Here is a 23,279-nt window from a genome sequence, read left to right as displayed (position 1 = left end):
AAGAATTTTACACTCTTTTTGATAATATTTTCAAGCTTTTTATATTGTATAATTAATTAGAATCCAGAGATAAAGGAGAAGAGTATGAGAAAAAAAATATTTCTATTTATAACTTTAGCCCTTCTTATTATATCTACCTCTGCTCAAAGTATAAAAGTTGGAAATCTACTATTAGAGAATAAGTTTGAGCTTTTAAAAAGTTCTTATAAAGAAGATGCTTACTCAAATGCCATAATTAGTATATACTACCTCCTTGAAGATAATGCTTCTCAAGCATGGAAACATTGGAAAAAATCCATAGAAATAAACCCAAATTCTCTCTGGCATGAAGTAATAGGACTTTTAGGTTATGATCTTTGGGATAGTCTTCCCATATATAAAGAAATAGTATCTTTATTAGATGGAAGAGAATTTAATAACTCTTATTTAGAATATTTATATTGGAAAGCTCTTCTTTCTCAAAATCTTATTTCTAAAGCAGAAAAGTATTCTGAGGAAAAAGGCTTTATAAAAGATTTCATTTTTATAGGCCCCTTTGAAAACATAGGGAATTCTGGACTTTACAAAGAATATCCTCCCGAGAAGGAGATAAAACTTGAAAAGACATATCAAGGGAAAAATGGACTTGATATAAGATGGTTTTCCCCTGAAGAAAGTAAAAGTGCATATATAAGCCTCTATAATTTAATTTATCCAAATCAATGGTCTACTTCTTATGCTCTCTGTTATTTTTATATACCTCAAAATCAAGAGATATACATAAGAATAGGAACTACAAGTTCTTATAAACTCTTCTTAGATGATTGCCATATATATGAAATAGAAACCCAAAGAAGAGCAATTTGGGACCAAGAAATATATAGAATTCCTCTATCTTCAGGCTGGCATAAACTTTTGTTAAAATTTTGCAATCAAGAAGGAGATTTTGGCTTCTTTTTAAGAATAACAGATTCTAAAGGAAATAAAATATCAGGACTAAAAACTTCAGTGAAACCTCAAAATTATAGAAAAACCCAAATATATTTTGAAAGAATTCTACCTGAAAAAGAGCTTATAAAAGAGAGTGACTCTTCTGAAATCTTTTATACCTTTTATGGATTTTTACTCTCTGAAAAAGGGGTTTCGGAAGAGGCAGAAGAGTACCTTAAAAGAGCAGAGAAAATAAAAAAGGATTCTGAAGTTATAAAGTTTATTCTCGGAAAATTCTACTTAGGCTCTCAAGATGTAGAAACAGGAAGAAAATACCTTCTTGATTCTTATTCCCTCTCAAAAAATCTGAAAATGAATCTTTATTACCTATCCCTCTATGAATTAGAGCATGGAAGATATGAGGAAGCACTGAAAAACTTAGAAAAAGAAGATATACCCGAAAATTCTTTTCTTTTGAGAAGTCTACTTATAAGACTCTTTAATGCTCTCTCCTGGACTAAAGAGGTAGAAAATCAAATAAGTATTTTTGAGAAGGGTTATAAAACGAGTCAAGAAGCTTACTTTTTAAAAGGTAAAATGTATGAAAAAAGAAATATGCCCTTCAAAGCCATAGAAAACTACTTAACCGCCCTATCTATGAATTGGGAAAACTGGGAAGTATTTTATAGTCTCTTCTATCTTGCTAGAGATCTACACAGATATGACATAATAGAAAACTTAGCCAAAAATCTAATAGAAAAAGATCCTACGGATATATGGGCATACATTCAACTCATAAGAATATATCTCTCTCAAGAGAAAATAGAAGAGGCTCAAAGATTAATAGAAAAAACGAAAAAGATAACTTACTTATATCCAGAAATTTTTATCTATGAAGCAGAAATACATCACTTGAAAGATGAAAAAGAGCTTGCTATAGAATCCTATGAAAAAGCTATAGAAATTGATCCATCTTATAAGGGAATAAGAGAATATCTAAACTATCTGAGAAGTGAGCAAATTAAGATTCCGGATATCTCAGAATATCTATCAAAGGACATTCCAAAAGAATTTTTAGACTTTCCCGCCATATATCTATTAGATTGGCAAGAAAGAACGATGCATAAAGATGGATCTTTTACCGTAGTTTTCCACAAAATAATAAAAATTCTAAAAGATGAAGCAAAAGACAAATATGGAGAGATAACTATAAATTATGATTCAAGCTTTGAAGATGTAAGAATATTAAGAGCAAGAACCATAAAACCCGATGGAAAGGAATTAGAGGCAACCTCCATACAGGACTTTTCGGTAGCATCCGATTATCCCCTTTATACTGATCAAAGACAAATTATTATCTCTATGCCAGCAGTAGAAAAAGGAGCCATTCTTGAGTGTTTCTATGTAATTGATGAATATACACGAAGTATATTCGGAAAAAACTTTCAAGATATATTCTTCTTCCAAAATGAAGTTCCAACTCTAAGGAGTATATATATCTTGAAGATACCATCTACCATAGATTTTAAATATAAAGTATACAATGGTAAAGTTGATCCAGAGGTAAACCAGAATAAAGATTATAAAATATTCACATGGAAGATGGAGAACGTTCCAGGCATCACAGAAGAACCCTATATGCCAGACCTTGCTAAATTGGTGCCTCAATTATGGATAACCACCTTTAGAAGTTGGGAGGATCTTGCAGATTGGTACTACTCTCTTGCCTACCCTCAGATCAGAAGTAATAAGGAAATAAAAGAAAAGGTAAGAGAACTTGTTTTGGGTGCAAAAATGGAAGAAGAAAAAATAAAAGCCATCTATTACTTTGTAACCAATCAAATAAGATACGTGGGATTAGAATATGGAATAAGAGGAATCATGCCCCATAGTGCTCCTGAGATCTTTAAAGCTAAATATGGAGATTGTAAGGATAAAGCAGTATTACTTCTTACTATGTTAAAGGAGGCAGGAATAAAAGCTTATTATACTTTAGTCTCTACCCGATATTCATCGCCTTTGAAAAAGGAACTTCCAGGATTTCAATTTGATCATGCTATAGTTGCACTCCCCTATAAAAATTCCTATCTCTTTTTAGATGGAACTGCAGAAGACACTCCCTTTGGAGAAGTTCCAGGCATGGATCAAGGAGCAGATGCTATGATCATCATAGATGGAAAACCAATTCTTACCACAATCCCTATGAGTAAACCAGAGAACAACTTAAGAAAATATAACACAAAAATTAACATTGAAGAGAAGAATTTGGTAGCAGAAACTCAGATAACTCTTACAGGATATTTTGCAAACTCTTATCGGTACTATCTTAAGACTATGACTACATTACAAAAAGAAAACTTCTTATCAAGACTCTTGAATTACTATATTCCCAATTCTAAGTTGACGGATTGGGATGTCCAAAATATAGGTAACTTAGAAGAACCATTAATAATTAAATTAAAATTTGAGAATCCATATATTACATCTTATAAAAAAGAAATAAACCTATTAAACATGTTCCCCTTTTCCAGTATAAAGTCTGCAGAAGAGATAACAAGAGAAGAAAGAAATTACGATATAGAATACTATTTACCTTATCAAGAGATAGAAGAAATAAGCATAAACATTCCTCAGGGAATAAACATAGATACGACAATCAAAAGTGTAACAAAAGAAAATAAATGGATAAAATATTCCGTGGAAATTGAAGAAAAGAATAATATCCTATCCCTAAAAAGGGTCTTCACTCAAAAAGAAATATTAATTCCTGCTCAAGATTTTAAAGAATACAAAAAAGATATGGAAGAAATAATAAACTATGACAAAGGCATGCTTCTTATAAATATAAATTAACTTTCTGGTACTTTACACTGCTTAATAACAATTCTATAATATTTAACTTCTCTTAGCAGGATAAACTTACTCTCCAGAAACCTCAGAGGTTTTCCTTCAGGATCTTCTACTTCTTCATTTGCAATTATTACCCAGAACTTTTCACCCTGAGACAAATTAAACAATTTACTCTCTAATTGAGAAATACTTAGAGTCTCATAATTTATTTTTCCTCTATTATAGTATTCAAAAGGTCTCCACATATAAGGAGCAAAAATAAAGACTTTCTCGCTTGCCACATTCTCATGTATATATCTCACAGCTTCTCTCCATGGACGATTTAAATTAGCAAGATTGCTATAATAATAATTTAAAGACAGAAAATATACTCCAAGAATTCCAATAAGAAGAAGTAATATCAATGAATAATACTTAAATCTTCTGATACCTCTACTAAGAAGAATTAAGTATCCAGGTATGAATATAGAAATGTATCTCGCACTAAAGAAACTTTTCCCTAAGGAAAGAAATAGTAAAAGTAAAATAGGAACAAAAAGATACAAAATCAAGAGAAAAAGCTCCCTTTTCTTATCCCAAGGAGGCAACAATCCAATAATAGAAAGAAAAATGAATACAATTGCAATAAGAGCTTTATTCCTAAAAACTGATCTTCCAGCTCCAAGGTTTACTTCTAAAAAGGTATAGGCAAGACTAATCAAAGAAACTTTTTGGGCACCCTGATAAACTTCTGGAGTCCTGCTTTGAATAATCACATATAACCATGGAGAGATAAAAATCAAAATTATAAATTGAGCAATAACCCATCTCTTTAAAAGTTTTTTATTTTTAAAGCTTGTAGTAATAACATAGAGATTTTCAACAAGTACTACAAAAGCTGAGAAAATATGGGTATAAAGCATAAGGACGTTAGCGATAGTTATAAAGAAAAGATTCTTAGTTTTATCTATTCCTTTAACAAGATAATAGAGAGAAAAAAGTACAAGAAAAATCACCATAGGATACATTCTTGCTTCTTGAGCAAAATATATATGAAAAGGAGAAAGAGCAAAAAGGATACTAGAAATAAGCCCTGTAGCTTTATCAAAAAGCTTCGAAGCAAGTTTATATATCATAAAGATACACGAAATTCCAAAAAAGCTGAGATAGACCTAATAAGCAACCTCTGAACCCCCAAAAATCTTTATCCAAAAATGCATAACAATGAAATACAAAGGTGGATGAATACCTGTGAGGGCTCTATTCAAGATAATGTCTATCCATAACTCCAATTTTATAGAATCTCAAAAATCCCCCAAAAAGAGTAATCAAGTAAGCCCATACATCAGTTTTATAAATACTCTTTTTAATTTCCTCTAGGTACATGGCAAAAATTCCCCAAATAGCAGGCAAGGCAGTATTTAGAAGAAATATCAAAAAGGAAACATTAAACGCCACATTAGAAGGAATAGAAAATTTATTCAAAAGTAAGATAGCAGTGCCCTCTCTTAATCCAAGCCCTGCAATGGTCATAGGAACTAAATTTACAAGCATCACAAGAGGATATCCGTAAAGAAAAGCAAAGAAATTATCAATATCAAAAGCCTTACCTAAAAAATATCCCTCAAAAACAACAAGAAAATAAGCCACAAAAGTAATAAGAAGATTAACTATAAAGATTTTTCTCTCAATAGCCTTTAAACCATTAACAAGTTGAGGATAACTTCTTAAGATAGGAAACCTCTTTAAAGATTCAAGATATTCAGGCTTTATTAGAAGAAAGAAGATTACTATCAAAAAGAGAACATATAAAATACTCAGAAACAACCCTTTAAAATAATAAATCCCTGGTAAAGCAAGAAGCAATACTACATAAAGATCAAAAATTTTATCCCAAAGAGCAATACTTATACCTTCTAACTTTTTACTTACATTACTCACTCTACCAATCTCTCCAATCCTCCCAGTAGTAACAATCCCAAGAGTCATACCAATGAGATAGCTATCCACGGATTTAGAAAAACTTACATCCTCAAGAGATTTTTAGTAATAAATGCCACTTATAAATTTTCAAAATCGTAAAAGCCAAGCTTAACAAAAAAGTAGGAATAAAATAGATAAACTTAACTCCTTGTAAAATCTCTATCAAGGAAGGAAAGGAAACTCTTTTAAAGATTACTAAGAAAACAAGAAAAGTTAATCCTAACTTAATCAGATTTATAATCAAATTCCTCATTCCCCTCCTCATCAAATACCCTCCTAATTATCACTTTCTTAGAACCTACTTCAATTTCATGAAAATACTTATTCAAATCTCCTATCTCAAAATATCGAGAAGACGGTATGAAAATATAAGAGTTCTCCACCACACAAAATACTTTATTTATGTTTTCTGACGAAAGAATTAGATCTTCCATTTCAATTTTTTCATTTACTACTTTTATAGTCCTAAAAAATCTTATTCCTGAAGATTTTTGCTTCGTAATTAATATGCCTCTCAAGAATTTTTTCACCAGCTTGTTTATAAACTCAAATCTTCCCAGTAAAAGTTGAAAAACTCTTAAAGAAATGCCTTTAATAATGCTCATTTTGTAAAAAGAAATTAGCTTCATTTCTCTTGAAACCTTAAATCCACCATCCTTAATTATCTTTTCCTCAGAAGAATTTAACCAAGAAGAAGTATAGATTTTGTTTTTAGTTTTTAAAATAATCCCACTTATCTTTAAAAGAACTGCCATTTTTGAAATTAACCTTTAAGACTCCACCCTTTTTGAAATTTGAAACAAGATAAAAACTGCTATTAGAGAAAACCCATATTCCACTTTCCTCAAAATATTTGTCTACATGACCTCTTTCTTCAACCTCTAAATCCTCTCTAAAATATAAAGATGCTTGAAGATAAGTATAACCAATATAAGCAAGGTATCTATCATCTAAATTATATGGTCCTATGGTTTTTTTCTCAAAAAGGGCTCTTCTCAAATTGAAAGCTATATATCCAGCTTTCCTATTCCATGGAGCTATAAATTCTATTCCAGAAGGAATTATATATTTAGTATTTCTTGAGCCATATTCTGCACCAAAGCTCCCGTCAGGATGGGAAAAATAATATAAAAAATCTATAGCTTTAGTTAGCATTTCTTTTGCAAGATCCCAATTAGACTTTTCGTAAACCTTAGCAAGGTAGTCTATGGTAAGAGATAAATAACCTATATCAGGTCCTCCATACTCGGGAAACCATCCTTCTTCCTTCTGTAATTTAGAGAGATCATTTAGTCTTTTATAAGCCAAATCCCTATATTTACTCTCCGAGGTGAGCAAATAGCAATTATATATAGCAAGAATAGCACCTGCTTCTTGATTGCAAGCAGTATAGTCTACATTTTTAGAAAGAAAATCCACCGCCTTTTTAATACATCTTAAAGAATTGTCAAAATTTGCTATCTTTTCCTTTAAAAGAAGTAAAACCTCTGAAATAGCACAAGTAGAAAAAGCAGTTGCTACAAAACTACCCTCATAAGGATACCATTCATCAAAAGATCCATTTTTCCTCTGGATTTTGCACCAAAAATTAACTCCCCCGTTAATAAATTTCAAAATATCCTCTGAGTTATAATAAGGATTATTATCGTAATTCAAAAGATATAGCAAAGCCAAAGTCAAAGTCGCCTCTTGAAATCTGGCACAGGAAAAGTCAGAAATATTATAATGCCGATAGTTTCTATCAAAAGAACCAAAAGTAGGACTTATATAGGGTTCTTATCTAAAAGTCCAAGAAGCCTTGGAATCTCATCAATGATGACCTTAAAATATACATTACTCAAAACCAATCTCCTCTGAAATCAGATATTCCTTTTTTCTTCCATGAGTAACATTATTTATCATCTCTCCAAGAAGACCTATAGATAAAAATTGAACTCCTAAAATCATTAAAAGTACTCCAAAAAGAAGTAGCGGTCTATTTCCTATGAGAACACCAGTAGTATATTTGTATATGGTGAGTCCCAAGTTTATGAGAAACCCTAAAAAGAAAAATATTAATCCAACACCACCAAAAAAGTGCATAGGACACCTCAAAAATCTTTTAAGAAACACTACCGTAAATAGGTCTAAAAATCCCTTTATTAATCTTTCCCATCCATATTTTGACTTTCCATAAACCCTCGGATGATGTTCTACTACTACCTTACCAATTTTGAATTCTTTACTATGAGAAAGAGCAGGAATATATCTGTAAAGTTCCCCATATACCTCAAGATTTCTTATAACCTCATTTCTATAGGCTTTAAATCCACAATTAAAGTCATGAATATTTACACCTGTAAGCCAAGCAGTAATTTTATTAAATATCTTTGAAGGAAGTCTTTTACTCAAAGGATCTTTTCTATTTTTTTCCAGCCAGAAACCACATCATAACCATTGTTAATCAAGTCAATAAATTTGGGAATTTCTTTTGGATCATCCTGAAAATCAGCATCCATAGTTATAACAATATTTTCCCTTGCCTTTTCAAACCCACAAGAAAGAGCTGCAGCTTTTCCAAAGTTTTTTCTAAATTTCACAACCTTAACCCTTGAATCCCTCTGAGATAGCTTTTTCATAATATCAAAAGACTGATCAGTGCTTCCATCATCAATAAAAATAATTTCAAAAGTAAGATTTAACCCTTCTAATACTTCTGTGATTCTTTCATATAAGGCTTCTAAAGTAACTTCTTCGTCTTTGACTGGTATCACTAAAGAAACATCCAAACTCTTCATGATAATATTTTTATCAAACATATAAGTGACGGTAAATAACTTTTACTTGACAAAATTCACTTCAACCTCCTTAACTCCATTTATTTTTGATAACTTCTCAACAATCTCCTCTTTGATATGCTCCTTAAAAGGATCTTCCTCACCTAATAATAGCTCAATAATAACTTTTCCTTTCTCTGTAATTTTTAAAAAATTTAAAAGTTTCAAAGTTACTATATCTACAGCCAAGCTGGGATATAAAACATTGGATAAAACATTGACTACCTCTTCTTTACTCAGTTTTCCTTCAGTTTTTTCTCCCAAATAATTTCTAATTGCTGCTTTAAGACCATCTATTGCAAGAACTGAACAGTGTAATTTTACAGGAGGAAGCCCTCCTAAAGCATCTACCACATCCTTCCAAGTAAGTTTTAAAGCTTCTTCAATAGTTTTCCCCTTTACCATCTCCGTCATCATAGAACCTGTAGCTATATTTGAGGCACAACCAAAAGACTGAAACTTTATGTCAGTTATGACTTTTGTATTGGGATCAACCTTTATATAAACTACAATTTGATCCCCACAAGCAGGACTTCCTTCTATAGCATATCCATCAGGATCTTCTATGACTCCTACATTTCTGGGGTTTTTAAAATGTTCCAATACTATATCCGTATATCTCAACATTTTAATCCCTCTTTTTATTTTTCCGACTATTTTAGTATAATTTTTATAATACTTTTTTGTATCTTAGTCAATTCTTTATAAAAAAGGAGGTAAATTAAATGAAAAGAGAAGTATATTTAGACTATGCAGCTACAACTCCCTTAAGAAAAGAAGTATATGAAGCAATGAAACCATTCTTAAAGGAAAAATTCGGAAATCCATCCAGTATTCACCATTTTGGAAGAGAAACAAGAACTGCCATTGAGGAAGCAAGAGAAAAAATAGCAAAAGCCATAGGGGCAAAATCTGACGAAATAATTTTTACCAGCGGAGGAACAGAATCAAACAATATGGCTATCAAGGGGGTTGCTTTTGCTTTATCAACCAAAGGAAAACATATAATCACAAGTAAAGTTGAGCATCATGCAGTATTAGAACCATGCCATTTTCTTGAAAAATTAGGGTTTGAAATAACTTATCTTCCTGTCGACAGAGAGGGCTTTGTGGATCCAGATGATCTTAAAAAAGCTTTAAGAAAAGATACCATATTGATATCTATAATGCATGCCAATAACGAAATAGGAACTATTGAACCCATCCAAGAACTTTCAAAGATTGCTAAAGAATATGATATCTACTTTCATACCGATGCGGTACAGACCGTAGGACATATACCTGTAAATGTGGATGAATTAGGGGTGGACCTTCTTTCCATTTCTGCCCACAAATTTTATGGTCCCAAAGGAGTAGGAGCCTTATACATAAGAAAAGGCACAAAAATTCATCCATTAATTCATGGAGGATCACAAGAAAACAATAAGAGAGCTGGAACAGAAAACGTAGCAGGAATTATAGGTATGGGAAAAGCTATAGAGTTAGCAATTCTGGAAATGGATAAAGAGATAGAAAGATTAACAGAGCTTAGAGATTATTTCATAAGAGAGGTAGAAAAAAGGATTTCAGATGTTTATTTAAATGGTCCCAGATCAAATCGACTTCCTAATAATATAAACTTTAGTTTTGCTTATGTAGAGGGAGAATCTATTCTTCTTCATTTAGATTTAGAGGGGGTTGAGGTCTCTACAGGATCTGCATGCAGTTCCAGTTCCTTAGAGCCATCCCATGTTCTTTCTGCAATTAATGTACCTATTGAACTTGCCCATGGCTCCATAAGATTTACCCTCGGATTATATACCACCAAAGAGGATCTTAATTATACCCTTGATGTCTTGGAAAGAATCATAGAAAAATTAAGAACTATCTCCCCATATAAGCAAGAGTGGAAGATAAATAAGAAAAGTTAAGATTTTTATGATAAAATTTTTAAGAAAACCTATTTAAAGGAGGAAGCGTTGAAAAAGATAGGCATTATAGGAATAGGATACATAGGTCTGGTAATAGTGCTTGGTCTTGTTGATTTTGGAAACCAAGTAATATGTCTTGATATAGACGACGAAAAGATTGAGCAGTTGAGAAAAGGTATTTCTCCAATTAAAGAAAAGGACATAGATGAACTGTTAAGAAGAAATATAGAAAAAAATAGGATAAAATTCACTAAAGATATTCAAGAACTTATCTCAAATTCAGAAATAATTTTTATATGTGTAAATACTCCCCCAAAAGAAGATGGAAGTGTAGATTTATCTCAAGTAATATCGGTTTCTGAAAGCCTTGCCAAGAATTTAAAAGATAAAAAAATAATAGCTATTAAAAGCACTATTCCGATAGGAACCTTGGAAAAAATAAATCAGATATTTGAAAACTATGGAAAAAAGAAAAATCAAGACTTTGAGATAGCCTTTATCCCTGAATTTTTGAGAGAAGGAAATGCAGTATATGATTTTTATAATCCATCTCGGATAGTTATAGGAGCAGAAAACCCTGAAACCATAGAAGAGTTAAAAAAACTTTTCTCTCCTTTAAACGCACCCTTTATTATAACATCACCTAATGCAGCTATACTAATAAAATACGCATCTAATGCCTTTCTTGCCATGAGAATATCTTTCATAAATGAGATTGCAAATATCGCAGAAAGATTCGGAATTGATATACAGGAAGTGATAGAAGGAATGAAGTATGACAAAAGAATAGGCAAGGATTACTTACAGCCTGGAATTGGCTTTGGAGGACCATGCTTAGGAAAAGATCTCATGGGACTTATCAAAATGGCAGAAAAACAAGGTTATCAACCTAATTTACTTATAAGTATTCTTGAAAAGAATGAACATCAAATAAGACAAATTATTTATAAGATTAAGTCTTTCTTAGGAGAATTTTTGGACGGACAAATTATAAGAGTATTAGGACTCACGTTTAAACCTGATACAAATGATGTAAGAAATTCTTTAGCTTTAAGGATTACAAAAGTGCTTAAAAATGATGGGGCAAAAATCAAAGCCTCTGATCCCTTAGGAATGGAAGAGGCCAAAAAAGAAATTAATGATGTTGAATACTGTGATAATCCCTATGATGTAGCTCAAGATTCTAATTGTCTTGTTATCCTCACGGGATGGAAAGAATTTAAAGAATTGGATTTTTTAAAAATAAAGAGGGTGATGAAAGCTCCCATAATAATTGACGGTGTAAATCTACTTGATCCCCAAATTATTAAAAATATGGGATTTATATACAAAGGGGTGGGAAGGCAATAATGGAAGAGAGAATAAAAGCACGGCTTAGGAAGCATGATTTTACTTTAAAACTTGTAGAAGAATATTTGATTTCTGATATTAAAAAAGCAGCTGAGATAATCATAGAAAAATACAAAAAAGGTAAAAAAGTACTTATTTTTGGAAATGGCGGAAGTGCAGCTGATGCTCAGCATATAGTTGCGGAACTTGTAGGAAGGTTCTTAAAAGAAAGAAAGGGAATTCCTGCCATTGCTCTCACTACAAATTCCTCAAATATAACCTCCATTTCTAATGATTATAGTTTTGATGAAGTGTTTGAAAGACAAGTTGAGGCTCTATTAGAGGAAGAGGATGTAGTTATTGGGATAAGTACCTCAGGAAACTCTCCCAACGTAGTAAAAGCACTTAAAAAGGCAAAGGAGCTTAAAGGGGTAACTATAGCCCTTTCAGGAAGAGATGGGGGAGAAATGATTAAGTATGCTGACATATCTATTACTGTACCTTTTCATATGACCCCTCATGTCCAAGAAGCTCACATAACCATAGGACATATCCTATGTGATCTAATAGAGGAGAAACTATTTCCTTCCAAGAATCGTGCTATCTTTCTTGATAGAGATGGAACTATTAATGAAGATAAAGGATATGTTTATAAAACAGAGGACTTAGTAATTTTGCCCCATGTTATAGAAGGCTTAAAATTATTACAAAAAAGATTTCTTATCATCGTAGTAACTAATCAATCAGGGGTAGAGAGGGGATACTATACCATAGAGGATGTAGATAAATTTCACAGACATTTATACTACACTTTAGCAAAGGAGAAAGTATACATAGACGACTTTTATTACTGTCCCTATCTTGAGGGAGAGTGCAGAAAGCCAAATCCAGGAATGCTGATTCAAGCAGCAAAGGACTGGAATATAGATTTAGAAAAATCTTATATGATTGGAGATAAAATTACCGATGTAGAGGCAGGTAAAAAGGCTGGATGTAAAACTATAATTATAGGAAAAGAAAATTCTCTTGCAGATTTCTCGGCAAAAAATTTATTGGAGGCAGCCCAATGGATATTAGAGAAAGACTTATAAGAATAATTAATTCTTGGAAAGGGAAAAAAATTGCAGTAATTGGGGACATAATGATTGACGAATATATAATAGGGAAAATAGAAAGAATCTCTCCAGAAGCTCCTGTGCCTGTTCTTGAGATTGAAGAAGAAAAATATGTACTTGGGGGTGCAGGAAATGTGGCTAATAACATAAAAGCCCTTGGAGGAGAACCTTTGCTTTTTGGAGTAGTGGGAGAAGATATAGGAGCAGAAAAGATATTAAACCTCCTAAATCAAAGGGAAATAAAAAATTTTCTTGTGAAAGATAAAGAAAGACCTACTACTACTAAGACAAGACTCATTGCTCTGAGCCAGCAAGTAGTAAGAATGGATAAAGAAAAAAGAAATCCCATAAAAGAAGAGATAGAGATGCTTTTATTAGAAAAAATAAAGGAAAACATTGAAAAAATAGATATATTTCTCCTGTCAGATTATGCAAAAGGAGTACTAACTTATTCCTTTACTAAGAAAATTATTGAGCTTGCCAAAACCTATGGAAAAAAAATACTTGTAGATCCTAAAGGAAAAGACTTTACAAAATATAAAGGAGCAAGCTATATCACTCCTAATGAAAAAGAGGCAAAAATTGCTACAGATATGGAAGAAAATTTTGACATTATAATTTGTGCCCAAAAACTCTTGGAGTTAATAGAAGGAGAAGGTGTAATTATTACTCGAGGAGAAAAGGGCATGTTTCTTTACTTAAAAGATTCCTATTATTTTATCCCTGCCCTTAAAGCAGAGGTCAGAGACGTTACGGGAGCTGGAGATACTGTAATATCCGCCCTGACCTTGGCAATATCTTCTGATGCAAATCCTCTTGAAGCTGCTCTTATATCTAACTTTGCTGGTAGCGTAGTGGTAAGAAAATTAGGAACCAGCACCCTATCTCCCGAAGAAATCATTCAAGTAATTCCTCAAAAAATAAACATAGACAAAAATTATGTGGAGTTCTGAAAGGAAAATTAAAACAAAAGAAGAAATATGTAACATAGCTGAGAGGTTTAGAGAAGAAGGAAAGACTATTGTTTTTACTAACGGATGCTTTGAAATACTACACCCAGGTCACATTACGCTTCTTGAAAAAGCAAAAAGCTTTGGAGATATCTTAATAGTTGGTATCAACAGTGATGAATCGGTAAAAAAAATCAAAGGAGAAAAGAAGCTTATATTTGATGAGAAAAGTAGATTAAAAATAATATCTGCCTTAGAATGTGTTGACTATACAGTCCTTTTTAATGAGGAAACTCCTGAAAATATAATAAGTATCATAAAACCTCACATTCATGTAAAGGGAGGAGATTACAAAGAAGAAGATCTTCCTGAAGCAAAAATTGTAAAAAGTTATGGAGGCAAAATTATAATAGTTCCACTTATAGAAGGTTTTTCAACTACCCAGATAATAAATAAGATTTTAGCTCTTTACAAAGATCATTAATTTTTCCCATACCAAATCCACGGGTATTTTCATACAATCTAAAGATTCGCAAACCCTTTTTCTTTTATCCCAAAGACAAGGCTCACAAGGAAGATCAATCTTTGCCACTTGATAAATGGGATCTATAGGCAAGATCTCAGCAGGATTTGTAGGACCAAAAAGAGCCACAATAGGTTTTTTGAGAGCAACACCAAGATGAAGAGGAGCAGAGTCTAAACAAACCATGACTTTTGAATAATATATCCATCCTAAGAATTCCTCTAAGGACTTGGGAGAAACAAATTTGCCATCAGGAACTTTTTCCTTTAATTCCCTTATACTATCTTCTTCATCGGGTCCATAAATAATCACATAATCTATATTGTGCTCTTTTAATCTCTTTATTAACTCTACCCAATTTTCCTCAGACCATCTTCTATCTATACCCCTTTTAATACTCATCTTACTTACACCAGGATGCAAAAGCGTATATTCAAAAGGCTTCAATCCATATTCTATAATTCTCCTTTCGACCTCATCTTTTATACCTTCTGAAAGTTCTATTTCAGGATTAGCATAAGAAGCATCTTTAAAGATTGCCTCCACAAGCCTGAAATGAACCCTTGCCATATATTCATTTCTCTTTGAAGAAGCCTTATGAGTATACAAAAAGCTCAAAGGATTCTCTTTATATCCTGCCCTTATAGGTGCTCCTACAAGATACATAAAAATAGGTATAAAGAGGGACTTTCCCGTAGAAATTGAGATATCATAATTTTCTCTATGAAGTTTTGTTAAAAGATACACTGTATCTTTTAATGAAAAATTTTCCTTAGGATTAAATTCTATTACATCCATTTTCAAAAGATCATAAATTTTTCTACCTCTTCTCTCTGTAATTATAGTTATTTTAGGATTAAGCTTTTCTTTAAGAGCTTTTATCACAGGAAGAAAAAGTATTTGATCACCTAATCCTCCTAAGTTAAAAAGCAGTATTTTCGATTCCTTTTTATCTTTATATAAATTCACAAGTATACTAACAGAAAACCAAAAAATAATTTGAGGATAAGGTCTATACCAAATAGTGTCTACAAAACCATGGAAAATGGGAGCAACAACTGATGATAATGAAGTTATCCCAATTAACTTTTGTTCCATATCCCATGAATCATACCTTTTAATAAACCTACTAAAGAGATAATATAGCATCAGAAGAAATACTATAAGAGCAAATATTCCTCCTTCGATTCCTATTTCCATAAAAAGATTGTAAGATGCAAGAGCAGTAAATTTAGGCTCCATATAAAAGGCATAAACTCTCCTAAAAACATCATTTCCAAGCCCAATTCCTGTTAAGAAAAAGTCCTTAAATATCTTAAAAGATCTTTCCCATATAACTATCCTTGTAGCATTAGAGGAATGTCCCCAAAGGGTAAAAATTGAGAATATCCTTTTTTGAAGATAAGAAGATTTTAAGAAAATTCCCACTCCTAAGAATACTAAAGCTATAATGAAGGTTAATAAAATTTTCCTCTGTCTCCTATTTGCAAATCCCCAAATCATATGAATAACGAAATAAAAATACAAAATCAAAGAAACAAAGAAGCCAAAATAGGCTCCTCTTGAATAAGTCCAAATTATAGAAAGGAAAGAAAGTAAACTTGCAAGAAGAGGAATACTTTTGAATCTAAAAATAAAGATGGAAGAAAGGATAAAAGGAAAAATGCCAATTAAATATCCTCCAAGAAGATTTGGATTTTGAAGGGTCCCATAAACCCTTGTTACATTCTCACCAACAAACTCCACATCTTCCCAACCTGCAAGAGGGGGAACTTTTATTATCCACTGATAAAGACAATATAGGGACAATAAAAAGGTAGAAAAAAGTATAGCAAAAATAGCTCTTTTAACCTTCTCTTTATTTTTAAATACATCTCTGAAGACTAAGAATATTCCAAAATAAACACAGAATTTTAAATAACCCTTTATGGCAGGCATCAAATAGGGGGAAAAGAACGTAGCCACAAGATTTATCAACATGAATAAAATATAAAGCAAAGTAAAAGTATCAAGACTTTCAAAAAATTTTCTATCCTTAGCCAAAAAGGTATCAACAACCCATAAAATAAAAGCTATAAAAATTCCAACAGCAATCTTTCCTGAGGATAAAAAAGGAAGCAAAAAAAGGAAAATGTAAAGATAATATTCTAAAACCAGATGAAAGAAAGGAAAAAAGAAGGATGTAGAAATAATAGGCTCAAGCTTGGTTTTTATCTTATCTTCTAATAAATTTAGAACCTTAAATATTAAACTCTCTTTCCAAACCTGCATTAACCTATCCATAAATTAATACCTTAATGCAGAGATAACTCCATTTACATCAAGTTTATAGCTCTCAATACTAATAGGCATACCTACCTTTACCTTTACTCCAAGAACCACACCATCCTCAGTAATATACCCTTTTGAAGTAAAAGTTATAAGCATATCCACGTTAAAAGGATTGTTAACATCTTCTATGAAAGTATAAGTACCATTAAAATTAGGAATAAGCATTTTTTTCTCATAAATTTTTACATCTTTAACAGTAACCCAAGCAAAAGGTTGATTTTTAATTCTTATAAAGGCTTTATCACCTGGCTTTATAACCTCTTTATCATTAAGAGGCAAATTTCTCACTATCATATCTATTTCTATTTCTTTCTCAACCCCCTGAACCCTTGCAAGAGGAGTTTTACCCTCTCTTACTAAGAAAAAACCAAGAATTCCAAGTAGAATAACAAGAAACACTACAACATCAAAAACGTTTATTTTTAACCTCATACTTTTCTACCTCTCCTTCCTAAAATATATCCATTAAACAAGAAAAATTATATCACAAAAAATTTTCTCTTATATCTTTAAAGAAATTTTAATTTGTGATATAATTTAATTAACACGAGTTAGGTAAGGAGGTGAAAGAGAGGAAATAACATAAAAATCATATCTCTTTAAATTTTAAAATTAAAAATTAAAGGGGGTAAAGTTTTATGAAAAAAGTTTTAATTTTAGTGCTCTTACTAATGATGGTTTTCTCTCTTTCTAAAGCTGCTGTGCCCGGAAAAATCACCATATGGACTTCAGAAGCACAAGTAAAAGGACTAAGAGAGTTTGTAAAAAACTTTAGCACCAAATATGGCATTCCAGTAGAAGTTAGCGAAGTAAGTTTCAGTGACATAAAGCCAAAATTTATTACATCAGCTCCTACAGGAGAGGGGCCAGATATAATTGTTGGAGCCCACGATTGGATTGGAGAATTAGCAGTTAACGGATTACTCCTTCCTATCGATTTCCTACCCAAGAGTATCTTAGATCAATTTACACCTGTCACTCTACAAGCTATGTCCTATGGTGGAAAACTATATGGTATCCCCTACTCTATGGAAGCAGTAGCCTTAATATACAACAAAAACTTAGTTCCTAACCCTCCAACCACCTATGAGTCATTAGTAAGAACAGCTAAGAATCTTACAAAAGGAGGAATCTATGGATTCCTCTATGATTACAACAATTTCTACTTCAGCTTTCCATTCTTTTCTGCTTTAGGTGGTTATGTATTCAAAGAAACACCTAATGGGCTCGATCCATTAGATATCGGGCTTGCCAATGAAGGAGCCATAAAAGGAGTAGAAAAACTTGTGAATTTATTTAAAGAAGGTATCTTAAAACAAGGTGTAGATTACCAAACCACTACAAGTTTGTTCTCAGAAGGAAAATTGGGTATGATGATAAATGGTCCATGGGAGATTGATAATATTAAAAAGGCAAATATTAACTATGGTGTTGCCAAACTTCCCAAGATAGATGGAAAACCCATGAGACCTTTTGTAGGAGTACAAGGCTTTATGATAAACTCAAGATCACCCAATATTGCTATTTTAAAAACCTTTGCCCTTGAAGTTCTCGCCACAAAAGAATTAGAACTTAAATTATTCGAGACTGATCCCAGAATCCTTGCAAGAAAAGACGCATATAAAGTGGTTTCTTCAAATCCTGATATAAAAGCCTTTGGAGCCAGCGCAGCTGACGGGATTCCTATGCCGAATATTCCTGAAATGGGTCCTGTATGGAGCTATATGGGAGATACTCTAACTTTGATCACATCTGGGAAGAAAGCTCCTGATGTAGCTCTTAAGGAAGCTGTAGCACAAATTAAGGATGCTATCTTAAAGGCAAGAAAGTAAAAAATTAGGGGGAGAGAGCAGAAACTCTCTCCCCCTTTGAAAAAGGAGGGAATGTATGAACCTTCTTATGCCTTTTCTTCCCATAATATATGCTGGAATTATAGTAGCAATTGGAACATTTTTCAGCTATATTCTAAGCATAATTGCAGGCTTTGTTTGGGGTTTAATTTTCTTTCTCGTAGTATTTTTATTTGCTCTCTTAATTGTTCATCCTAAAAGCTATCCCTGGAGATACATAGTACCATCTTTCTTACTCATGTTTATGTTCATGATTTATCCTATAATATATACAATCCAGATCGCTTTTACAAACTATGGAACAGGTCATATTCTTACAAAAACCCAAGTAATAGAACAGTTGGAAAAGGAAACTTTCTTGCCAGAAAATACTCAGAACTTTGAGTATGAGATCTATAAGGCAAAAACTGGGGAAATATTACTCCTTTTTCGAGATAAAAGCAAAAATATCTACAAGATTGAAGATAAAAAACTTATCAAAATAGGAGAAGGAGATTTTCCTAAGGAGTATTCTAACTACAAAATTGTTCCTCAAACTCAAAAATATGGAGAAATCTCAAAACTACAAAATATCAAAATAGAACTTGAGAATGATACCTTTTTACAAATGTCAGACTTAAACACATTTTCCATTTATAGACAAAGATATAAGTATATATCAACAGAAGATGTTTTAATAGACAATCTCACAGGAGAAAAACTAATTCCTAAGAATGGATTTTTTGTAAGACCTAATGGGCAAGAAATTTTGCCAGGTTTTGTCACAAATGTGGGGATAGAGAATTTTATAAGACTTTTTAAGGATGAAAGGGTTTCAAAACCATTTTTAAGAGTTTTTATCTGGAACGTATTATGGGCAACTTTGACTACCTTTATTAACTTTGCCTTTGGACTCTTTTTAGCCCTACTTATGAATGACAAAAACTTAGAATTTAAAGGTATATATCGTACCCTTCTCATAGTACCATGGGCTATTCCTTCTTTTATTTCTTTACTTATTTGGGTTGGTCTTTTGAATACAGAGGTAGGAGTAGTAAACAGAATACTTCTTTCTATTTTTGGGGTAAAAATACCATGGTTTTTGGAGACTAAGTGGGCAAGACTTGCTCTCTTTGTAGTTAACCTTTGGTTAGGATATCCTTATGCTATGACCGTATGTCTTGGATCTCTTCAAAGTATTCCTGAAGAGTTATATGAAGCTGCAAAAGTAGATGGAGCAAGTTATTTCCAACAACTTAAAACCATAACCCTACCCTTATTACTTACTGCCATTGGACCACTTATTGTTGGTACTTTTGCCTTCAATTTTAATAATTTTAATGTGATATATCTTCTTACAGGTGGAAAACCCCCTATGGCTGATATATCATCGGTAGCAGGTACAACTGATATCTTAATCTCCTATACTTATAAACTTGCCTTTGAAGGAGGAAGAGGGCAAGATTACGGACTTGCAGCCACCATATCCATAATTGTATTTCTAATTGTCGCATTGTTAAGTCTTCTAAACTTCTGGATCTCTGGAATGTTTAAACAAGAGGTGAGATATGAATGAAAAAAAATAATTTTTTAAACCATATTCCTAAACACTTACTCATATGGATCATCTTAGTGTTTACCTTTTTTCCAGTAGCATGGACTGTATCAGCCTCATTAAGAGCTGGTGGTGGGCTTGTAGGTCAAAAACTAATTCCTGAGGTTTTAACCTTAGAGCACTATTCAAATCTAAAAGCTATAGGATTTTTTAATTGGATTAAAAATTCCCTAATAGTATCCTTAACTACTGCCATTCTTACAGTTTTTTTTGTATCTCTTGCAGCATATGCATTCTCAAGATTTAACTTTTGGGGTAAAAAATACTCCCTTCTTACTCTTCTTATCTTACAAATGTTCCCAGCAGTAATGGGAATGGTAGCAGTATATCTATTACTCTTTCATATTGGTAAATACATTCCTTTTTTAGGGTTGAATACTCTATCAGGATTAATAATGGTTTATCTTGGAGGAGGCGTACCCTATAACATATGGCTTATGAAGGGATTTTTTGACAGCATTCCTGACTCCTTAGAAGAGTCTGCTTTAATTGATGGAGCCACAAGATTCCAAGCCTACTATAAAATAATACTTCCCCTTGCTACTCCTGTTTTAGCGGTAGTAGCAATAAATTCCTTTATAGGAACATATTCTGACTTTCTATTAGCAAGTATTATTTTAAAGGATCCATCAAAATATACCTTTGCAGTTGGCTTAAGAAACTTTATATCAGGGATGTATGATGTAAGATGGGGAGATTTTGCTGCAGCCTCCATTGTTGGAGCCTTACCCATTGTGATATTATTTTTATCCCTTCAAAATCTTATAGTCTCAGGTTTAACCCGTGGTGCTGTTAAAGAGTAAGGTAGGGAGATCCTACCTTACTCTTTAAAATATGCTATAATTAAACAAAAAAATTAAGAGGGTAAGGTATGAGAAAAGGAGTAATTCTTATAATAATATGGCTTTTATTCTTTAGCCTCTCTTTTGGAGAAACCACACCTCTTATAATTCAAGGAAAGGAAGTAAAAGGAGAAAATCTTGACGGTCTTATAGTATACATTCTTAAAGTTCAAAAAATAGAAGAACTTCCCTTATACTTGGATTTCAAATATCTCCCAGAAGGAATCTTCTATATGGTTAATTTATTTATATGGAATAAAACCGAAAAGGAGATATTACTTACCCACAATAATTTTAGTTTAATCGACGATGATGGAAGAAAAAATCCTGTAAGCACCTTTGCCTCCGTATATTATGCCTTAAGGGACTATAATGTCTTTTTTAAGAAATATATAAAACCTGGAGAGTTAATGGAAGGATATTTAATCTTTGAAATTAATAAATCAAATACTCCTTATAAATTAAACATTGTAGATATTCCTGAAAAAGGAAAAAGCTATACTGTCTCCCTCAATCTTTAGGGTTAAAAACTTTGAAAAAGCCCTTTTAAGAATTAGTATTCTTCCTATATCCTCGTAGGGAGTAAGAAGATTCCTTAAAGAATTATCAACTAAAAAACTAAACCCATCAAATAAGTAGGAATTCTTAATAATTTCAAAAAAAGAGTAAAAGCTCTCTTTTTCTAACTTAATAATTCCACTATGATATTTCATAGCCAGCTCAAGATCTTTTATCTCCTTACCACAAAAGGAACAAAGAAATCTATAATCTTTTAAAATTACCTTACTACTTTCTTTACCACAAAAGAAGCATCTAAAATTATCCTCGGATATTAAATTATAAAAAGAAGGCTTTTCCTTCTTAATCCTTTTTCCAAAAGATCTTCTGATAAACCACAGATCATCCTTGGAATAATTTTTTAAGAAGGATTCCAAGGCTTTATTAGACATATTCCCCTTGATTAAACTTTCTGGAATTTCATATCTTTCCTGCAAATTTTTTAATATGCTCTCCCTGTAAGATTTTGCAATTAAAGATGCCAATTTAGCTTCTAAAAATTTATCTTCCGACTCTGTGACAATAATAGTTTCAAAATTGTTTTCTCCCTTTATAATCTCCAAAAACCTTTGCAATCCCTCTCCTACTCCATAATCGTCAATTACGATTCTTACTTCTTTTCTATAAGGTAAATCAGTAATTAACTGCTTTATGAGTTTCATATAAGACAAGTCCAAGAGCTGGTTAATATTAAAACGATCAATTTCTCGAGGCTGAATAATATCAATAATATAATAAAACCCATCGGATATAAGATCCTCAAGTACCTTTAGTATCCTTGTCCAGTACTCAAAACCATGAGATTTTTTTGTATCAGGAGTTTTTAACTCGGAGGGTATCTGGGAGATAACGTCTTTTCTTATAAGAACTCCACAAGTTATAATTGGTCCAAATACTTCTCCCTTACCTACTTCGTCAAATCCTAAAACATAGTCTTTATTCAAATCATAGCTCTTACTAACAAGTTTATCTATTTCATCCCAAATATTTATGACCTTGGCTGAAGGAGTACTATACAACTTACCAGAAGTATAATATATAAAAGTGCTACCTCCTAATTTTATTCTCCATAATTCATAAGAATTTTTAATAGATTCCTCCACACCTCCCATTTTTATCAAATAACTTTTTATTTTCTCACTTTCATTAATATCTAACTTCCAACTTCTCCCATACAATTTTAATCTTCCTCAATCACAGGAATTCTTCTTATTTCAGGATCTGTAAAGATATCATATTCATCTGAATTTCGGGTAGAAAATTCTGAAACAATAGCGCCTTCATCTCCTGCTTGAAACCAATGGGGAATGTTAGGGTAAAGAGTATATTGCTCCCCCGGATTCAGTTCTATCTCATGCCAAACAGTAAAATACTTTTTCTTTTCTTCGGGAACAGTAGCTTTAGGATTCTCCGCAGGCTCGCCAGGAACATAAAGATAAACTTTTCCCCATCTACATCTAAAGGTTTCTTCCTTACCAAGATCTCCGCCGAAAGGAGGATGCCTATGTTCTGGACAAGTTTGTCTTGGAAATAGAATAAGTTCTTTAGCACAAACCCTCTCTGTACTCACATAGGTCAGAATTTGTAGGCCAAATACATCAATTTTCCCAAGTCCAAAATCAGCTACTTCAATTCTATTCTTCTCCTCATCAGTAATAACAATATGAGCCCTCTCTAGAAACTCAATAGCCCTCTTCTTTGCCCTTTCATATTCCGACCTCTTCATTTTCAAACCCTCCC

20 protein-coding genes and 2 pseudogenes are annotated in these 23,279 nt (G+C 32.3%); 11 read left to right on the top strand and 11 right to left on the bottom strand.

Annotated elements, in window-relative coordinates; all coding sequences use genetic code 11:
- Positions 1-84: 84 nt before the first annotated feature.
- Entirely contained in the window at positions 85-3,762 is a 3,678-nt protein-coding gene (locus tag DTUR_RS03680) for a DUF3857 domain-containing protein (protein ID WP_012583095.1), read from the top strand.
- Here the strand turns inward: DTUR_RS03680 and DTUR_RS03675 are convergent.
- From DTUR_RS03675 to DTUR_RS03650, 7 genes and pseudogenes are all read right to left on the bottom strand, one after another.
- Positions 3,759-4,880 (bottom strand): glycosyltransferase family 39 protein, encoded by a 1,122-nt coding sequence (locus DTUR_RS03675; RefSeq protein ID WP_423201565.1) that lies wholly within the window; start codon positions 4,878-4,880, stop codon positions 3,759-3,761. The two genes, DTUR_RS03680 and DTUR_RS03675, sit on opposite strands and share 4 nt — an antisense overlap.
- A 118-nt stretch (positions 4,881-4,998) precedes the next feature.
- Positions 4,999-5,757 (bottom strand): annotated as a pseudogene (locus DTUR_RS03670) (lysylphosphatidylglycerol synthase domain-containing protein); the annotation flags it as partial.
- Positions 5,758-5,945: 188 nt separating this feature from the next.
- The gene (locus DTUR_RS03665) at positions 5,946-6,476 is read right to left on the bottom strand and encodes a hypothetical protein (RefSeq protein ID WP_012583092.1); all 531 of its coding nucleotides are present in this window, start codon (positions 6,474-6,476) and stop codon (positions 5,946-5,948) included.
- Positions 6,433-7,401: a prenyltransferase/squalene oxidase repeat-containing protein gene (locus DTUR_RS03660; protein WP_012583091.1), complete on the bottom strand. Its 969-nt coding sequence runs from the start codon at positions 7,399-7,401 to the stop codon at positions 6,433-6,435. The genes DTUR_RS03665 and DTUR_RS03660 overlap by 44 nt, the downstream gene beginning before the upstream one ends.
- 153 nt (positions 7,402-7,554) lie before the next feature.
- Complete coding sequence (locus DTUR_RS09445) at positions 7,555-8,112, bottom strand: hypothetical protein (RefSeq protein WP_207285098.1); 558 nt, start codon at positions 8,110-8,112, stop codon at positions 7,555-7,557.
- Complete coding sequence (locus tag DTUR_RS09440) at positions 8,109-8,498, bottom strand: glycosyltransferase family 2 protein (protein ID WP_207285095.1); 390 nt, start codon at positions 8,496-8,498, stop codon at positions 8,109-8,111. Before DTUR_RS09440 ends, DTUR_RS09445 begins: the two co-directional genes overlap by 4 nt.
- 42 nt (positions 8,499-8,540) lie before the next feature.
- Positions 8,541-9,164 carry an iron-sulfur cluster assembly scaffold protein gene (locus DTUR_RS03650; RefSeq protein WP_012583090.1) on the bottom strand — a complete coding sequence of 208 codons (624 nt, stop codon included), beginning with the start codon at positions 9,162-9,164 and terminating at the stop codon, positions 8,541-8,543.
- A gap of 98 nt (positions 9,165-9,262) precedes the next feature.
- On the opposite strand from DTUR_RS03650, the gene nifS reads away from it, so the two are divergent.
- From nifS to rfaE2, 6 genes and pseudogenes are all read left to right on the top strand, one after another.
- Positions 9,263-10,447 carry a cysteine desulfurase NifS gene (nifS, locus tag DTUR_RS03645; RefSeq protein WP_012583089.1) on the top strand — a complete coding sequence of 395 codons (1,185 nt, stop codon included), beginning with the start codon at positions 9,263-9,265 and terminating at the stop codon, positions 10,445-10,447.
- A 48-nt stretch (positions 10,448-10,495) separates the two neighbouring features.
- A complete protein-coding gene (locus tag DTUR_RS03640) occupies positions 10,496-11,797 on the top strand; it encodes a UDP-glucose dehydrogenase family protein (RefSeq protein ID WP_012583088.1) in 1,302 nt (433 codons plus the stop codon).
- Positions 11,797-12,369: pseudogene (locus tag DTUR_RS09635) on the top strand (D-sedoheptulose-7-phosphate isomerase); the annotation flags it as partial. The gene DTUR_RS03640 and the pseudogene DTUR_RS09635, both read left to right, overlap by 1 nt.
- Positions 12,343-12,867, top strand: a complete 525-nt coding sequence (locus DTUR_RS09630) for a D-glycero-alpha-D-manno-heptose-1,7-bisphosphate 7-phosphatase (RefSeq protein ID WP_423201564.1) — start codon at positions 12,343-12,345, stop codon at positions 12,865-12,867. The pseudogene DTUR_RS09635 and the gene DTUR_RS09630, both read left to right, overlap by 27 nt.
- Positions 12,843-13,844 (top strand): D-glycero-beta-D-manno-heptose-7-phosphate kinase, encoded by a 1,002-nt coding sequence (gene rfaE1, locus DTUR_RS03630; RefSeq protein ID WP_012583086.1) that lies wholly within the window; start codon positions 12,843-12,845, stop codon positions 13,842-13,844. The genes DTUR_RS09630 and rfaE1 overlap by 25 nt, the downstream gene beginning before the upstream one ends.
- Entirely contained in the window at positions 13,831-14,325 is a 495-nt protein-coding gene (gene rfaE2 / locus DTUR_RS03625) for a D-glycero-beta-D-manno-heptose 1-phosphate adenylyltransferase (RefSeq protein ID WP_012583085.1), read from the top strand. The genes rfaE1 and rfaE2 overlap by 14 nt, the downstream gene beginning before the upstream one ends.
- Here rfaE2 and DTUR_RS03620 read toward each other — a convergent pair.
- Positions 14,302-16,647, bottom strand: coding sequence for a glycosyltransferase family 9 protein (locus DTUR_RS03620; protein ID WP_012583084.1), 2,346 nt, complete (start codon positions 16,645-16,647; stop codon positions 14,302-14,304). The genes rfaE2 and DTUR_RS03620 overlap by 24 nt on opposite strands.
- A 3-nt stretch (positions 16,648-16,650) precedes the next feature.
- Entirely contained in the window at positions 16,651-17,127 is a 477-nt protein-coding gene (locus DTUR_RS03615) for a DUF4330 domain-containing protein (RefSeq protein ID WP_012583083.1), read from the bottom strand.
- Positions 17,128-17,333: 206 nt separating this feature from the next.
- On the opposite strand from DTUR_RS03615, the gene malE reads away from it, so the two are divergent.
- The 4 genes from malE (at position 17,334) to DTUR_RS03595 (ending at position 21,502) form a co-directional block, all read left to right on the top strand.
- On the top strand, positions 17,334-18,527 hold the full coding sequence (gene malE, locus DTUR_RS03610; RefSeq protein ID WP_012583082.1) for a maltose/maltodextrin ABC transporter substrate-binding protein MalE: 1,194 nt from the start codon (positions 17,334-17,336) through the stop codon (positions 18,525-18,527).
- A gap of 55 nt (positions 18,528-18,582) precedes the next feature.
- Positions 18,583-20,100 (top strand): maltose ABC transporter permease MalF, encoded by a 1,518-nt coding sequence (gene malF, locus DTUR_RS03605; RefSeq protein ID WP_012583081.1) that lies wholly within the window; start codon positions 18,583-18,585, stop codon positions 20,098-20,100.
- Positions 20,097-20,942: a sugar ABC transporter permease gene (locus DTUR_RS03600; RefSeq protein WP_012583080.1), complete on the top strand. Its 846-nt coding sequence runs from the start codon at positions 20,097-20,099 to the stop codon at positions 20,940-20,942. The genes malF and DTUR_RS03600 overlap by 4 nt, the downstream gene beginning before the upstream one ends.
- Positions 20,943-21,010: 68 nt before the next feature.
- Positions 21,011-21,502, top strand: a complete 492-nt coding sequence (locus tag DTUR_RS03595; RefSeq protein WP_012583079.1) for a DUF4352 domain-containing protein — start codon at positions 21,011-21,013, stop codon at positions 21,500-21,502.
- On the opposite strand, the gene DTUR_RS03590 is transcribed toward DTUR_RS03595, so the two are convergent.
- Complete coding sequence (locus DTUR_RS03590; RefSeq protein ID WP_012583078.1) at positions 21,443-22,717, bottom strand: ribonuclease HII; 1,275 nt, start codon at positions 22,715-22,717, stop codon at positions 21,443-21,445. The two genes, DTUR_RS03595 and DTUR_RS03590, sit on opposite strands and share 60 nt — an antisense overlap.
- A 2-nt stretch (positions 22,718-22,719) precedes the next feature.
- Positions 22,720-23,265, bottom strand: coding sequence for a D-lyxose/D-mannose family sugar isomerase (locus tag DTUR_RS03585; protein ID WP_012583077.1), 546 nt, complete (start codon positions 23,263-23,265; stop codon positions 22,720-22,722).
- Between the last annotated feature and the right edge of the window lie 14 nt (positions 23,266-23,279).

This window comes from Dictyoglomus turgidum DSM 6724 (assembly GCF_000021645.1).
Classification (GTDB): Bacteria; Dictyoglomota; Dictyoglomia; order Dictyoglomales; family Dictyoglomaceae; genus Dictyoglomus; species Dictyoglomus turgidum.
Note: the sequence above shows the minus strand (reverse complement) of the source record. Positions and strands in the feature narration are given on the sequence as shown.